The sequence below is a fragment of the Streptomyces sp. NPDC006283 genome (assembly GCF_040613325.1).
Taxonomy (GTDB): Bacteria; Actinomycetota; Actinomycetes; order Streptomycetales; family Streptomycetaceae; genus Streptomyces.
On sequence record NZ_JBEXRZ010000206.1, the window covers coordinates 1 to 13439 of the forward strand.

13 protein-coding genes are annotated in these 13439 nt (G+C 71.4%); 8 read left to right on the forward strand and 5 right to left on the reverse strand.

From position 1 onward, the window contains the following. Positions 1-1400: DEAD/DEAH box helicase (locus tag ABZ070_RS29605; protein ID WP_356638415.1), on the reverse strand; the 1400-nt coding region annotated here is incomplete at its 3' end. Positions 1401-1741: 341 nt separating this feature from the next. On the opposite strand from ABZ070_RS29605, the gene ABZ070_RS29610 reads away from it, so the two are divergent. After that, the gene (locus tag ABZ070_RS29610) at positions 1742-2476 is read left to right on the forward strand and encodes a ferritin-like fold-containing protein (RefSeq protein ID WP_356638416.1); all 735 of its coding nucleotides are present in this window, start codon (positions 1742-1744) and stop codon (positions 2474-2476) included. A gap of 309 nt (positions 2477-2785) precedes the next feature. Here ABZ070_RS29610 and ABZ070_RS29615 read toward each other — a convergent pair whose 3' ends face one another. The 4 genes from ABZ070_RS29615 to ABZ070_RS29630 all read right to left on the reverse strand — a co-directional run bounded on the left by ABZ070_RS29615 (position 2786) and on the right by ABZ070_RS29630 (position 4710). Beyond that, the gene (locus ABZ070_RS29615; protein WP_356638417.1) at positions 2786-3055 is read right to left on the reverse strand and encodes a hypothetical protein; all 270 of its coding nucleotides are present in this window, start codon (positions 3053-3055) and stop codon (positions 2786-2788) included. Between the two features lie 214 nt (positions 3056-3269). Next, positions 3270-3497 carry a DUF3107 domain-containing protein gene (locus ABZ070_RS29620; protein WP_356638418.1) on the reverse strand — a complete coding sequence of 76 codons (228 nt, stop codon included), beginning with the start codon at positions 3495-3497 and terminating at the stop codon, positions 3270-3272. Between the two features lie 151 nt (positions 3498-3648). Then, positions 3649-4293, reverse strand: a complete 645-nt coding sequence (locus ABZ070_RS29625) for a TetR/AcrR family transcriptional regulator (RefSeq protein ID WP_356638419.1) — start codon at positions 4291-4293, stop codon at positions 3649-3651. 195 nt (positions 4294-4488) lie between these two features. Beyond that, complete coding sequence (locus ABZ070_RS29630) at positions 4489-4710, reverse strand: hypothetical protein (RefSeq protein WP_356638420.1); 222 nt, start codon at positions 4708-4710, stop codon at positions 4489-4491. 167 nt (positions 4711-4877) lie between these two features. Here ABZ070_RS29630 and ABZ070_RS29635 point away from each other — a divergent pair, with 167 nt between their 5' ends. The 7 genes from ABZ070_RS29635 to moeZ all read left to right on the forward strand — a co-directional run bounded on the left by ABZ070_RS29635 (position 4878) and on the right by moeZ (position 13356). Beyond that, positions 4878-5843, forward strand: coding sequence for an alpha/beta hydrolase (locus ABZ070_RS29635; protein WP_356638421.1), 966 nt, complete (start codon positions 4878-4880; stop codon positions 5841-5843). 8 nt (positions 5844-5851) lie between these two features. Beyond that, on the forward strand, positions 5852-7150 hold the full coding sequence (locus tag ABZ070_RS29640) for a DUF3152 domain-containing protein (RefSeq protein ID WP_356638422.1): 1299 nt from the start codon (positions 5852-5854) through the stop codon (positions 7148-7150). A gap of 219 nt (positions 7151-7369) precedes the next feature. Then, complete coding sequence (locus ABZ070_RS29645; protein WP_356638423.1) at positions 7370-9040, forward strand: DUF3492 domain-containing protein; 1671 nt, start codon at positions 7370-7372, stop codon at positions 9038-9040. After that, entirely contained in the window at positions 9037-10239 is a 1203-nt protein-coding gene (locus ABZ070_RS29650; RefSeq protein ID WP_356638424.1) for a hypothetical protein, read from the forward strand. Before ABZ070_RS29645 ends, ABZ070_RS29650 begins: the two co-directional genes overlap by 4 nt. 166 nt (positions 10240-10405) lie before the next feature. Beyond that, on the forward strand, positions 10406-11365 hold the full coding sequence (locus ABZ070_RS29655) for an NAD-dependent epimerase/dehydratase family protein (protein ID WP_356638425.1): 960 nt from the start codon (positions 10406-10408) through the stop codon (positions 11363-11365). After that, a complete protein-coding gene (locus ABZ070_RS29660) occupies positions 11353-12114 on the forward strand; it encodes a spherulation-specific family 4 protein (protein WP_356638426.1) in 762 nt (253 codons plus the stop codon). The genes ABZ070_RS29655 and ABZ070_RS29660 overlap by 13 nt, the downstream gene beginning before the upstream one ends. Before the next feature lie 63 nt (positions 12115-12177). Continuing rightward, the gene (moeZ, locus tag ABZ070_RS29665; protein ID WP_356638427.1) at positions 12178-13356 is read left to right on the forward strand and encodes an adenylyltransferase/sulfurtransferase MoeZ; all 1179 of its coding nucleotides are present in this window, start codon (positions 12178-12180) and stop codon (positions 13354-13356) included. Positions 13357-13439: the final 83 nt, after the last annotated feature.

Below are 13439 nucleotides of genomic sequence, written 5' to 3' on the forward strand. Positions count from 1 at the left end.
CGCTCCGCGCGCACCTCGCGTGCCGCCGGCGCGGCGGACCGGCGGCCGCGGCCGCCCGTCTCGCCCAGGTCCTCGAGCTGCTCGGCCGCGAGACCGGCGCGGGTGCGCTCGGCGCGGGGGAGAACACCCTTGGTGCCGGCCGGGATGGACAGCTCCTCGAACAGGTGCGGCGACGTGGAGTACGTCTCCACGGGGTCCGGGAAGCCCAGGTCCAGCGCCTTGTTGATCAACTGCCAGCGGGGGATGTCGTCCCAGTCGACCAGCGTCACGGCGGTGCCGGACGCACCCGCGCGGCCGGTGCGGCCGATGCGGTGGAGGTACGTCTTCTCGTCCTCCGGCGACTGGTAGTTGATGACGTGGGTGACGCCCTCGACATCGATACCGCGCGCGGCGACGTCGGTGCACACGAGCACGTCGACCTTGCCGTTGCGGAAGGCCCGCAGCGCCTGCTCACGCGCGCCCTGGCCCAGGTCGCCGTGGACCGCGCCCGACGCGAAGCCGCGCTGGGCGAGCTGGTCGGCGATGTCGGCGGCCGTCCGCTTCGTACGGCAGAAGATCATCGCGAGTCCGCGACCGTCGGCCTGCAGGATGCGGGAGACCATCTCCGGCTTGTCCATGGAGTGCGCTCGGTAGACACGCTGCGTGATGTTGCGCACCGTGGCGCCCTCGTCGTCCGGCGAGGTGGCCCTGATGTGCGTGGGCTGCGACATGTAGCGGCGGGCGAGACCGATGACCGCGCCCGGCATGGTCGCCGAGAACAGCATGGTCTGGCGCTTGACCGGCAGTTGCTGGATGATCTTCTCGACGTCGGGCAGGAAGCCCAGGTCGAGCATCTCGTCGGCCTCGTCGAGGACGAGCGCGCGCACGTGCGAGAGGTTCAGCTTCTTCTGGCCCGCGAGGTCCAGCAGCCGCCCGGGCGTGCCGACGACGACGTCGACACCCTTCTTGAGGGCCTCGACCTGGGGCTCGTACGCACGGCCGCCGTAGATCGCGAGGACGCGGACGTTACGGACCTTGCCGGCGGTGAGCAGGTCGTTGGTGACCTGGGTGCACAGCTCGCGGGTGGGGACGACGACGAGCGCCTGGGGGGCGTCGGTCAGCTGCTCGGGCTGCGCCCGGCCCGCCTCGACGTCCGCGGGGACGGTGACGCGCTCCAGCAGCGGCAGGCCGAAACCGAGGGTCTTGCCGGTGCCGGTCTTGGCCTGGCCGATGACGTCGGAGCCGGAGAGCGCGACGGGGAGCGTCATCTCCTGGATGGGGAAGGGGGACAGGATGCCGACGGCCTCGAGGGCCTCGGCGGTCTCGGGCAGGATCCCGAGATCCCGGAAAGTCTTCGTAGTCAGGGTGTTGCCTCTTCTGTGAGACGCGGCGCGAGGCGAACGCTGGGGGTCGTACCGCACCTGGGTACTGGACCGACCGTGGATTGGTCGGATGGCGCGGGACCACTGCCGTCGCTCGAGCGCTCGTACCGCTGGAGGGGCCCCTCATCTGCGGTCGCACGCATCTGTGCGCATGATCCGCGGGGAGGGCGGTCGGGTCGGAGCCGATCGGGCCACCGACCGGGCATCCTCATTCAACAGACGGCCTACTGAGGGCGCAAAAATACTTCGACGCTCAGCAGGCGCATTACCACTGTACCCCGGATTCGCGCATGTGTGTTGGGTGAATTCACGAGAACTGCGTTCCCGGCGTGGCTGACCAGGCCCTTCAGCCGCGCGGCGGGCGGGCTATTGTGCCGTTCATGGAGACGCCTGACAACGCCACTGAATCCACCGGTCACACCGGGATCGCCGCCCAGGGCTGGGCTGCGGCGTCCGCAGACCCGCAGTACCGTGCCGCCGTCGTGGACCTGCTGGGCGCGCTCGCCTATGGCGAGCTGGCGGCCTTCGAGCGGCTCGCGGAGGACGCGAAGCTCGCGCCGTCGCTCGCGGACAAGGCGGAGCTGGCGAAGATGGCCTCTGCCGAGTTCCACCACTTCGAGCAGCTGCGGGACCGGCTGACGGTGATCGACACCGAACCGACGGCCGCCATGGAGCCCTTCGCGCAGGCCTTGGACGACTTCCACCGGCAGACCGCCCCTTCCGACTGGCTCGAGGGCCTGGTCAAGGCGTACGTCGGCGACTCGATCGCCAGCGACTTCTACCGGGAGGTCGCCGCCCGCCTGGACAGCGACACCCGCGCCCTGGTGCTCGCCGTGCTCGACGACACCGGCCACGGGAACTTCGCCGTGGAGAAGGTCCGCGCCGCGATCGAGGCGGACCCGCGCGTGGGCGGCCGCCTCGCGCTGTGGGCGCGACGGCTGATGGGCGAGGCGCTCTCCCAGGCCCAGCGGGTGGTGGCGGAGCGGGACGCGCTCTCCACGATGCTCGTGGGCGGTGTGGCGGACGGCTTCGACCTCGCGGCGGTCGGCGAGATGTTCTCCCGGATCACCAAGGCGCACACCAAGCGCATGGCGGCGCTGGGGCTGGCGGCCTGACGGCCTGAGGGCGTCCGCCGCTCGGACCGGCCGCGCTTCCGCCGGTCCGAGTGCCGCCGGTGCCTCTGGCATCTGCCGGCACCTTGGACCGGCACCGCGGTCGGCTTGTGCTCGTCGTCATCCGCCCCCCGGCCTGGGCTCGGGGACGGGGGCGCGGTCGGCGTTGCGCACCGGGCCCGGCTCGTCGGGTTTCGGGTGCGGCTCGCGCTCGGCTGCGGCGTCGCCGGGATTCGGGCGAGAGCCGTCGCCGGAGCCGGGGCCGGGGTCGTTTTCCGGCCGTTGTTTCGTGCGGCCGGTCGTCGTGCGGGCTCAGAAGGGGTACGCGCGGCGCAGCCTGCGGGGGGAGGGCCGGATCAGCAGCGAGAGCAGCACCGCCCCGATCGCCACGGCCCCCAGCAGCGTGGCCAGGACATGGCCCGGGCCCAGTGCCACATGCGTTACGTAGGCGCCGAAGAGCGCGCCTACTGTGCCGGTGGTGAAGACCGCCCTGCGGGAGGGGAGACGATCGGCAAGATGGTGGCTCGCGGCCCAGGAGAGGGCGAGTCCGAGCAGAACGGAACCGAGCGTTTCCAAGAGCACTGCTGATCACCTCACGGACGCCGGTGCGGGGTGGACGGTCGTAGCCCGTACTACCCGGCGTGCACGGAAGGCAACCCTACTCACAGCGGTTCGGAGCAGCGCTGAGCAGCGCTGAGCAGCGCAAGAGGGCCCGGCGGACTGCCCGCCGGGCCCTCTTGCGTCATGCTTCACCGCGCTCGCCCGGGCCGTGCCCGGGCGACATGCGGCCGTCGCGCTACAGCGCGCCGAACCCCACGCGCCGCGTTGCCGACTCGCCGATCTCGACGTAGGCGAGCCGGTCTGCCGGTACCAGGACCTTGCGGCCCTTCTCGTCCGTGAGGCTGAGCAGCTGCGCCTTGCCGGCCAGCGCATCGCCCACCGCGCGCTCGACCTCCTCGGCGGACTGCCCGCTCTCCAGAACGATCTCCCGGGGCGCGTGCTGCACGCCGATCTTGACCTCCACGGCTATGTCCCTCCGAACGGTCAGTGCGTTGCGCGGTCAGCCGCGCCGTACGCAGCACACATTAGCCCGGAGTCGGCAGGCGGCAGGTCCGGTGGGGAAACGCCAGGAGCGAACAGCCCCGGCGCAAGGCCCGCGCCGGAGCCGCCCCGCGTCAGTGCTGCTGATCCGAGCCGTGCAGCGGGAACCCCGCGATGCCGCGCCAGGTGAGCGACGTGAGCAGCTGCACGGCGGTGTCCCGGGGGATGCCGGAGCCGCTGGACAGCCAGTACCTGGCGACCACCTGGGAGACGCCGCCGAGGCCGACCGCGAGCAGCATCGACTCGTCCTTGGAGAGCCCGGTGTCCTCCGCGATCACGTCGGAGATGGCTTCCGCGCACTGCAGTGAGACCCGGTCCACGCGCTCACGAACCGCCGGCTCGTTCGTCAGGTCCGACTCGAAGACCAGCCGGAAGGCGCCGCCCTCGTTCTCCACGTACGCGAAGTAGGCGTCCATCGTCGCGGCGACACGGAGCTTGTTGTCCGTCGTCGACGCCAGCGCGCCGCGGACGGCCTGCAGCAGCGACTCGCAGTGCTGGTCCAGCAGTGCCAGGTACAGCTCCAGCTTCCCGGGGAAGTGCTGGTAGAGAACGGGCTTGCTGACACCGGCCCGCTCCGCGATGTCGTCCATCGCCGCCGAGTGGTAACCCTGAGCCACGAAAACTTCCTGGGCCGCACCCAGGAGCTGGTTTCTGCGGGCTCGGCGTGGCAGGCGTGTGCCCCGCGGGCGCGCCGCCTCTGTCTGCTCGATGGCTGTCACGCCGCCTCCCATGTTCGAACAAGCACAGTTTGAGCAAGCACAGTCTTTCCGTGCGCGCTGTGCGCCGCGCCACCATCGTACTTTTGGGTAACCCGGCTGTGCGTCGCGCGGACGCAGAATTTCACGGACCGGACAGACGCGGAAGCTGCCTGTTCTTAGAGAAACCCCGGACAATTCGGGGCAACGGGCGGCAGGTCACCGGTAGTCGTCCTCGTCGAGCTTGACCACACGGGTCTGCTCGACGATGTCGGCCTCGTTCGCGGCTGCCGGGTCGACGTGGTTCACCGGGTCGTCCCGCTCGGAGCGCACCTCCGTGTGCTGCTCGGCGGCGTCGGCCTCGGGAACCTCTTCGTCGCGCGTCTGGCTGTTCTGCTCGTCTTCCTCAAAGGTCTCGGGATCGCTCGGATCGACTGACATGCGGCACCGCTTTCCCTGGAATGCGCCCTTTCCTACGAGCGTAGGAGCTACTGATTCATGGCGCTACGTGATGATTCGGCGATGCGTTCCGGGTTCCCGGCAAGGCGCGGGCGATGTGTGACACCGAACACACGATTGCCCGCGTGATCGTCTCGTAACATTGCCGCATGTCTTCGACCGAGCTGCCGGGAGCCCGTGCCGCCAATGCCGCGACGGCCCCCAAGGTCTCGCCGGTTCGCGTCCACGACGGGGAGAAGCTGCGTTCCGTCACCCTGCCGGGACTCACCTTGACGGTCCGTTCGCGGCCCCCGGTGCGCGACGGGCTGCCCCCCGCGCTGTTCGTCCACGGGCTGGGCGGGTCGTCGCAGAACTGGTCGGCGCTGATGTCCCGGCTCGAGGACACCGTGGACGGCGAGGCCATCGACCTGCCCGGCTTCGGGGACTCCCCGCCGCCGGGCGACGGCAACTACTCGGTCACCGGTCACGCCAGAGCGGTGATCCGTTTCCTCGACGCCGCCGGCCGCGGCCCCGTCCATCTGTTCGCCAATTCCATGGGCGGCGCCGTCTCCACCCGCGTCGCGGCCGTCCGTCCCGATCTGGTGCGCACCCTGACGCTCGTCTCGCCCGCACTGCCCGAGCTGCGGGTCCAGCGCTCCGCGGTGCCGACCGCGCTGCTCGCGCTGCCCGGCGCCGTCGGCCTCTTCGCCAGAATGACCAAGGGCTGGACGGCCGAGCAGCGCACCAGAGGGGTACTGGGGCTCTGTTACGGCGACCCCGCACGGGTGACGGACGAAGCGCTGCGCCACGCCGTCGAGGAGATGGAGCGGCGCATGGGGCTTCCGCACTTCTGGGACGCGATGGCCAGGTCGGCGCGTGGCATCGTGGACGCGTACACACTTGGTGGGCAGCACGGGCTGTGGCGGCAGGCCGAGCGCGTACTCGCGCCCACTCTTCTCGTCTACGGGCGCAAGGACCAGCTTGTCTCGTACCGTATGGCGCGCAAGGCGGCAGTGGCATTCCGGGGCTCCCGGCTGCTGACGCTCCCGGACGCCGGGCATGTTGCGATGATGGAGTATCCGGAAGCGGTCGCCAAGGCCTTCCGGGAACTGCTCGACGACTGCTGTAGGAGCTGATCCGGGGCGTGGGACGACACAGCCGCAAGGGCCCCGCACCCAAGGGCGTGGCTGCCGGGGCGGGAAGCGCACCGGCAGCCGGCGAACGGGATGCCGTGGCGGCCTCGTCGGGCACCGGACGGCGCAGGCGCACGGCCGGACCGGGCGCCGCTCCCGAGCCGTCCGGATACGGAATGCCGCAGACCCGTGGCGGTCACCCCGAGCACCACGAGGCCGGGGGCGGCTGGGGCGACTGGCGGGGCGGGCCGCCGGAGCAGTCGGCGCAGGGCGGGCAGCGCCTGCGGACGCAGCCCCCGCATCCGACGGCGGGCGGGACGCGCGTGCCGGGTCCGCGCAGGGAGTACCTCGAGGCCTTCGACCGTGATCAGTCGGGCCGGGAGCCGTACGCGGCGGTCACCGACTGGGACACGGGACACGGGCGACCGCCCGAAATCGCGGCCGACACCGAGGCCGACGCCCTGGCCGACGACGAGGAGCAGTCGGGCGGCGAGCCGTCGGCCAGGACGAGCAAGGGCCGTACGTTCACCGGGATCGCGGCAGCGGCGGTCACCACCGTGCTCGCCGTCGTGGTGGCCGGGCAGGTGACGGCCGACGATCCGGGCGCGATCGGAGCCCAGTCCACGGGCGAGGAGCGGCAGGCGCAGGAGCGCCCGGACCGCTCGGAGGGCAGGGCCACCCCGCCGCAGGCCGGGCGGGCCGCCGCGCCGACCTACCAGCAGCTGATGGCGCGGCAGTTCCCCATCGATCCGAAGCTGGAGGCCTCCGGCGAATTCGAGGCCGTCCCCGGCTTCGAGAAGGCGCCGGGCGAGGGGCGCAAGATCCGCTACCGGGTGGATGTGGAGAAGGGGCTCGGCCTCGACGGCGGACTGTTCGCCAAGGCGATCCACGAGACGCTGAACGACGACCGGAGCTGGGCCCACGACGGCGAGATGACCTTCGAGCGGATCTCCTCGGGAGAGGCCAAGTTCGTCATCACGCTGGCCAGTCCCGGGACCACCGCGGTCTGGTGCGCCAAGTCGGGCCTGGACACGACCGTCGACAACGTCTCGTGCGACTCCGCCTCCACCGAGCGCGTGATGATCAACGCCTTCCGGTGGGCGCAGGGCGCGGAGACGTACGGCGACGACGCGATGCTGCCGTACCGGCAGATGCTCATCAACCACGAGGTCGGGCACCGGCTCGGACACAACCACGTGAACTGCAGCACGCCCGGGGCGCTCGCTCCGGTGATGCAGCAGCAGACCAAGACGCTCGAGGCCGGCGGGGTCAAGTGCCGCGCCAACCCGTGGGTGCACCCCGGCGAGTGAGCCGCCGCTGGACTGGCCGCAGCATGACGGTCAGTGAGCAAACTGCACCGTAGCGCGACTGAACGCTACCCGAGTGTGAAAGTTACGTGCATTCACCCCTTCCGGTGGCGCGACGGACAACCGTCCGCCGCGCCACCGTCATGTCCGCTTAACGTCGTTCCGCTGTGAGTCGCCGGAAATCAACGGCGACCGTCCACAAGGGAGATCGGGGGTGCACTCGTGCGGATCGGATTGCTCACGGAGGGTGGTTATCCGTATGCGACGGGTGAGTCCAGACTCTGGTGCGACCGGCTGGTGCGCGGACTCGGGCAGCACGAGTTCGACCTCTACGCCCTCAGCCGGAGCGCTCAGCAGGAGGAGCTCGGCTGGATTCAGCTCCCGCCGCAGGTGCGCCGGGTGCGCACGGCCCCGCTGTGGGCGCCGGCGGACGACGGCCGTCTGTACGGGCGGCGTGAGCGCCGGCGCTTCGCGGGCCACTTCAAGGACCTCGCCGCCGCGGTGTGCGCCGACGGTGACGGATTCGCCGACGGGCTGTACGGCCTGGCCGACCTCGCCCGCGAGTACGGCGGCCTGTACGCGGCGCTGCGCTCGGAAGTCGCCGTGCGCGCCCTCGAATCCGCCTGCCGTGCGCCCGGGACGCGCCGTACGGTGCACGGAGCCACCGTCATCGACCACCTCGCCGTCGCGGACCGGCTCGAGCGCGCCCTGCGCCCCCTGTCGCTCGACTGGTACGACGAGGACGGCCTCGGCGCCGTCGATCTCTGCCACGCGGCGTCCGGTGGGCCGGCGGCCCTGCCCGGCCTGTTGGCCAAACGCTTCTGCGGAGTCCCGCTGCTGGTCACCGAGTACGGCGTCCAACTGCGCGCCCACTACCTGGCCGCCAACGACGCCAGGCTGAGCGCGCCCGTAAGGGCTCTGCTCGCCGCCTTCCAACGGCAACTCGCCGCCGAGGTCTACCGGCAGGCGTCGGTCGTCACACCCGGCAACACCCACGCACGGCGCTGGCAGGAGAAGTGCGGTGCCGACCGCGAGAAGCTGCGCACCGTCTACCCCGGCATGGAGGCCGACCGCTTCGCGGCCGTCGGTGAGAGCGCCGACAGCGGCGAGCCGTACACCCTCGTCTGGGTCGGCCGGATCGAGCCCTCCAAGGACCTCGTCGCTCTGCTCCACGCCTTCGCCGAGATCCGCAAGGAGGAGCCGTGTGCGCGGCTCAGGCTCTTCTCCGCGCCGGTCCGTGGCGCGGAGGCGACCGCCTACCTCGCACAGTGCCGCGCGCTCGCCGCCCAGTTGTTCCCCGACGAGGCCGCGGGCGCGCACGCCGAGGGCGACAACCCGGTGTCCTTCGAGGAGATCGGCGGACCGGATGCCCCGGAACTGGTCGACGCCTACGCCGCCGGGGGAGTGGTCGTGCTGTCCAGCGTCGTCGAGGGCTTCCCCGTCAGCCTGGTCGAGGCGATGTTCTGCGGGCGCGCCACGGTCTCCACGGACGTCGGCGCGGTCGTCGAGGTCATCGGCGGCACCGGCCTGGTCGTGCCCCCGCGCAATCCGCGGGCGCTCGCCGACGCCTGCCTCGCGCTGCTGAGCGATCCGGAGCGCCGCGAACGGTTGGGGGCGGCGGCACGTGCCCGCGCACTCGAACTCTTCACGGTGGAACAGAACCTGGCGACATTTCGCGGCATTTACCTCGAGCTGATCTCGCACTCCCCGGTGCAGCGGGAGGCCGTCGACGCGGACGGCGAGCCGCTGCCCTTCGCGCGCCCGGCCGAGTTCCACGCACCGGGTCGCTGGACCGGCGCGCCGGCCAACGGCCGCGCTCCGAGCTGGGCGGAGAGCCCGCCTCTCGTCGCGGCCGGAGCGCCGACCGAGACCGCGAAGGAGGCACACCGATGACCGTGCCCCCCGTTACCAAGGCCACCACCGCACCGGACGCCGGACCCGAAAGCGCGCGGCCGGCGACCGCGCTCCCCACAGGGGGCGCCCCGGGAACCGTGTCCGACGCCGCCGGTGCAGGGCGGCGGGTCTCGACCCGCCGGGGGACCGCCGACCCCGTCAAGGTGCTGATGCACCGCCATCGGGAGCTGTGCGAGCGGGCGGTCGACCCTCTGGAGATCGCTGCCGGCCTGGAGGCGCACGGAGTCACCGATCGCACCGCGGCCCGCTTCCGCCACCGGGACGTGTTCGCCCTGGCCGAGGAGATGTACGCGCGGGTGCCCCGCGGTACGGAGCACACCGCCGCTCCCGTCCGGCCGACGGGCGCCGATTCGCGCGGCGGCCGGACAGGGCGCGCTCCATGGATGCTCCGTGCGCTGCTGCCGGGTGCCGTGTGCGCCGTCGCGGTGGCGGGCATGGAGGCGGCCGAAGGCACGGTCCGGCTCACGGCGGGCGTGGTCGGCGCGATCGGTGTCACCGTCGCGGTGGCGCTGGCCCTGCGCCGCGGACCGCTCCGCCCTGCCGGGCGCACCGTCCCCTCCGTGAAGACGTCGACGCTGTGCCTGCTCGCCTTCGCTGCGTACGGTCAGGGACTGCTGCACGAGATCTCCGGCGGTGGTCCCGACGGCTCGTGGCCCCTGGACCCCGCTCCCCTTCTGGCCCTCTGCCTGGCGATTGCTCCCGCGGCCTGGTGCGCGCATCTCTTCTCCGCACTCGCACGGCGCAGGCTCGAACGCAGCCGGGGCCTCGACGAGTTCGCGGCCGGTGCCCGGCCCCTGCTCCTCGCCGTCGTCGTGCTCCACCTGGGTGCGCTGACCGCGCTGCTCGTCCTCACCTCGTTCGCGCTCCCGGGCAGCGCACACGTACCCACCGCCGCTCTCGGCGTTCTCCTGCTCCTGGCCCGTCTGCTCATCGTCCACGGCTTCCCCGAATCGGCGGCGACCGCCCTGGGCGTCGCCTGCGCGGCCGAAGTCGCCTCGCTCGCCCTGCTGCTGGCGGGGCGCCTGCCCGGCCTTGACCTCCTCGCGCGGCCCGTCGAAGCGCTCGTGGGGGCGTGGGGCACGGCCGCCGTACCGGCGCTCGCCTGCGGTGTCGCCGCGGCCGGGCTCCTCGCACACGCCACCGAGGCCCTCTCCCGGGCCTCGGCGCACACCTCCTGAACCAGCTTCGAACCCTGCTCTGAACGCCGCCGGACCATCCGCCGTCACTTCGCGGAGCCGACCTCGCAGTGACGGACCCAAAGGCACGACAGCGAAATCCCTAAGGAGAAAGCGACATGACCCCGCAACACCCAGCTCCGGCCCGTCGGCCCCGAGGAGCGGCGCGATGAGGGTGCTCCTGCTCGGTGCCAACGGATTCCTCGGCCGCTTCGTCGCCGACCGGCTGCTCGCCGACCCGGCCGTGCACCTCACCGCCCTGGGCCGCGGCGACGACGCCGACGTCCGCTTCGACCTCTCCGGCGGGAGCCCCGGCGCGCTCACCCGCTTCCTGGGTGCCGTCCACCCCGGAGTCGTCATCAACTGCGCCGGCGCCACCCGCGGCGGAGCCCGTGAGCTGACCAGGCACAACACCGTTGCCGTCGCCACCGTCTGCGAGGCGCTGCGCCGCAGCGGCTGCGGGGCCCGTCTTGTCCAGATCGGCTGCGCCTCCGAGTACGGGCCCTCGCAGCAGGGCTCGTCCACCGCCGAGGACGCGGTGCCGCGCCCCGGAGGCCCGTACGGGGTGAGCAAGCTCGCGGCCACCGAGCTGGTGCTCGGTTCCGGTCTGGACGCCGTCGTACTGCGAGTCTTCTCACCCGTCGGCCCGGGCACTCCGGCCGGCTCTCCGCTCGGCCGCCTCGCGGAGGCCATGCGGCGCGCCATGCAGTCCGGCGACGGTGAGCTGAAACTCAGCGGTCTCGGTGTGCAGCGCGACTTCGTCGACGTACGCGACGTGGCGCGTGCCGTGCACGCCGCCTCGCTCTCCGCGGCGCAGGGCGTCGTCAACATCGGCACCGGACGCGCCGTGAGGCTCAGGGACGCCGCGTCGACGCTCGCCCGCGTCGCGGGCTATGCAGGCGCACTGCACGAACTGGACGCGTCCCCGGTGCGCGGCGGTATCGGCAGTCCGCGCTCCGAGTCGGTCGTCGAGCACCTTGCCGCGCCCTCCTCCCCGTACCCGGACGGCTGCGGCGGCTGGCAGCAGGCGGATGTGCGCACGGCCCGTGACCGGCTGGGCTGGCGCCCCCGGATCAACCTCGAGGAGTCCCTCGCGGACATCTGGATGGAGGCGGCATGCCGCATCTGACGACCACGGACCCGCGGCTGTCCGCGACAGGGTCGGAGAGGCTCGGGTTCGGGATCCCCGGATACGCCCACCCGCTGCTCGCTCCCGTCGAATGGGCCGAGCTGACCCGCCCCGGTACCCCGCTGCACTGGGTGGTCCTCAACGTCGCCGCGGGGCCGGGCGACCGGCCCGACCCGCACTGCCTGGAGGCCGCGGGCAGGCTGAACAACGCCGGCGTACGCGTGCTGGGACATCTCGACATGTCCCACGGGTCGCGTTCCTTCGGCGACATCGTCAGTGACGCCCAGCACTTCGTCGACTGGTACAAGGTCGACGGCTTCCTGCTCGACCGCTGTCCCACCGAGCGTGCCGACCTCGCGCAGGTGCGGCGTACGACGGCCACCCTGGACGCGGTCCTGGACGGCGGGCACCTGGTGCTGGGGCACGGCACGCACCCGTACCCCGGCTACGCGGAGACCGCGGACCAGCTCGTCACCTTCTCCGGGGCATGGGCCGAGTACCGCTGGTCACAGGTGGCCGAGTGGACTGCGGAATATCCGCCGGAGCACTTCGTCCACTTCGTCCACGGGGTGCCCCGCACCCACCTCGAGGAGGCCACGCGCATCGCCCGCTGGCAGGGTGCGGGGACGATCTTCTTCACCGACCGGGGCGGCCGCTGCGAAGGAAGAGGTCATATCGGGCCATTCGAGACACTGCCCGGTTACTGGGACGAAATCGTCTCGCAGATCGGACGTGGTGTCTCGGAATGAGAAGGGCCGTGGCAGTGTTACGAGGAGAACAACCGTACTGACATACCGACCGACGGAGCCCCCGTGTCGCTGCCACCCCTGGTCGAGCCCGCAGTCGAGCTCACCGTAGACGAGGTCCGCAGGTACTCCCGCCACCTGATCATCCCGGATGTCGGGATGGACGGGCAGAAGCGGCTGAAGAACGCCAAGGTGCTCGCCGTGGGCGCGGGCGGCCTCGGCTCGCCGGCCCTGATGTACCTGGCGGCCGCCGGTGTCGGCACGCTCGGCATCGTGGAGTTCGACGAGGTCGACGAGTCGAACCTGCAGCGCCAGATCATCCACAGTCAGTCCGACATCGGCCGCTCCAAGGCCGAGTCCGCCCGTGACAGCGTCAAGGGCATCAACCCGTACGTGAACGTGATCCTCCACGAAGAGCGGCTCGAGGCCGAGAACGTGATGGAGATCTTCAGCCAGTACGACCTGATCGTCGACGGCACGGACAATTTCGCGACCCGCTACCTCGTCAACGACGCGTGCGTCCTGCTGAACAAGCCGTACGTGTGGGGCTCGATCTACCGCTTCGACGGCCAGGCCTCCGTCTTCTGGTCCGAGCACGGCCCTTGCTACCGCTGCCTCTACCCGGAGCCCCCGCCGCCGGGCATGGTCCCCAGCTGCGCCGAGGGCGGCGTGCTGGGCGTGCTCTGCGCGTCCATCGGTTCCATCCAGGTCAACGAGGCCATCAAGCTGCTCGCCGGCATCGGTGAGCCCCTGGTCGGCCGACTGATGATCTACGACGCCCTGGAGATGCAGTACCGCCAGGTCAAGGTCCGCAAGGACCCGAACTGCGCGGTCTGCGGCGAGAACCCGACCGTCACCGAGCTCATCGACTACGAGGCCTTCTGCGGTGTCGTCTCCGAAGAGGCCCAGGAGGCGGCGGCCGGTTCGACGATCACTCCCAAGCAGCTCAAGGAGTGGATCGACGACGGCGAGAGCATCGACATCATCGATGTCCGCGAGGTCAACGAGTACGAGATCGTCTCGATCCCCGGTGCCCGTCTGATCCCCAAGAACGAGTTCCTGATGGGCACCGCCCTCCAGGACCTGCCGCAGGACAAGAAGATCGTCCTGCACTGCAAGACGGGTGTCCGCAGTGCGGAAGTCCTCGCGGTGCTGAAGTCCGCGGGCTTCTCCGACGCGGTGCACGTCGGCGGCGGCGTCATCGGCTGGGTGAACCAGATCGAGCCGGACAAGCCGGTCTACTGATCCGACCGGAGCAGTGCGCAGGGCCCCGGCTTCCTGGTGCTGGACGACCCGCTGTCGGCACTCGACGTGCACACGGAGGCGCT

Bases quoted from the DNA above. Each gene is read 5' to 3' on its own strand.
- ABZ070_RS29655 (WP_356638425.1), top strand. From the start codon at position 10,406: ATGAGGGTGCTCCTGCTCGGTGCCAACGGATTCCTCGGCCGCTTCGTC.
- ABZ070_RS29635 (WP_356638421.1), top strand. From the start codon at position 4,878: ATGTCTTCGACCGAGCTGCCGGGAGCCCGTGCCGCCAATGCCGCGACG.
- ABZ070_RS29610 (WP_356638416.1), top strand. From the start codon at position 1,742: ATGGAGACGCCTGACAACGCCACTGAATCCACCGGTCACACCGGGATC.
- ABZ070_RS29630 (WP_356638420.1), bottom strand. From the start codon at position 4,710: ATGTCAGTCGATCCGAGCGATCCCGAGACCTTTGAGGAAGACGAGCAG.
- ABZ070_RS29650 (WP_356638424.1), top strand. From the start codon at position 9,037: ATGACCGTGCCCCCCGTTACCAAGGCCACCACCGCACCGGACGCCGGA.
- ABZ070_RS29660 (WP_356638426.1), top strand. From the start codon at position 11,353: ATGCCGCATCTGACGACCACGGACCCGCGGCTGTCCGCGACAGGGTCG.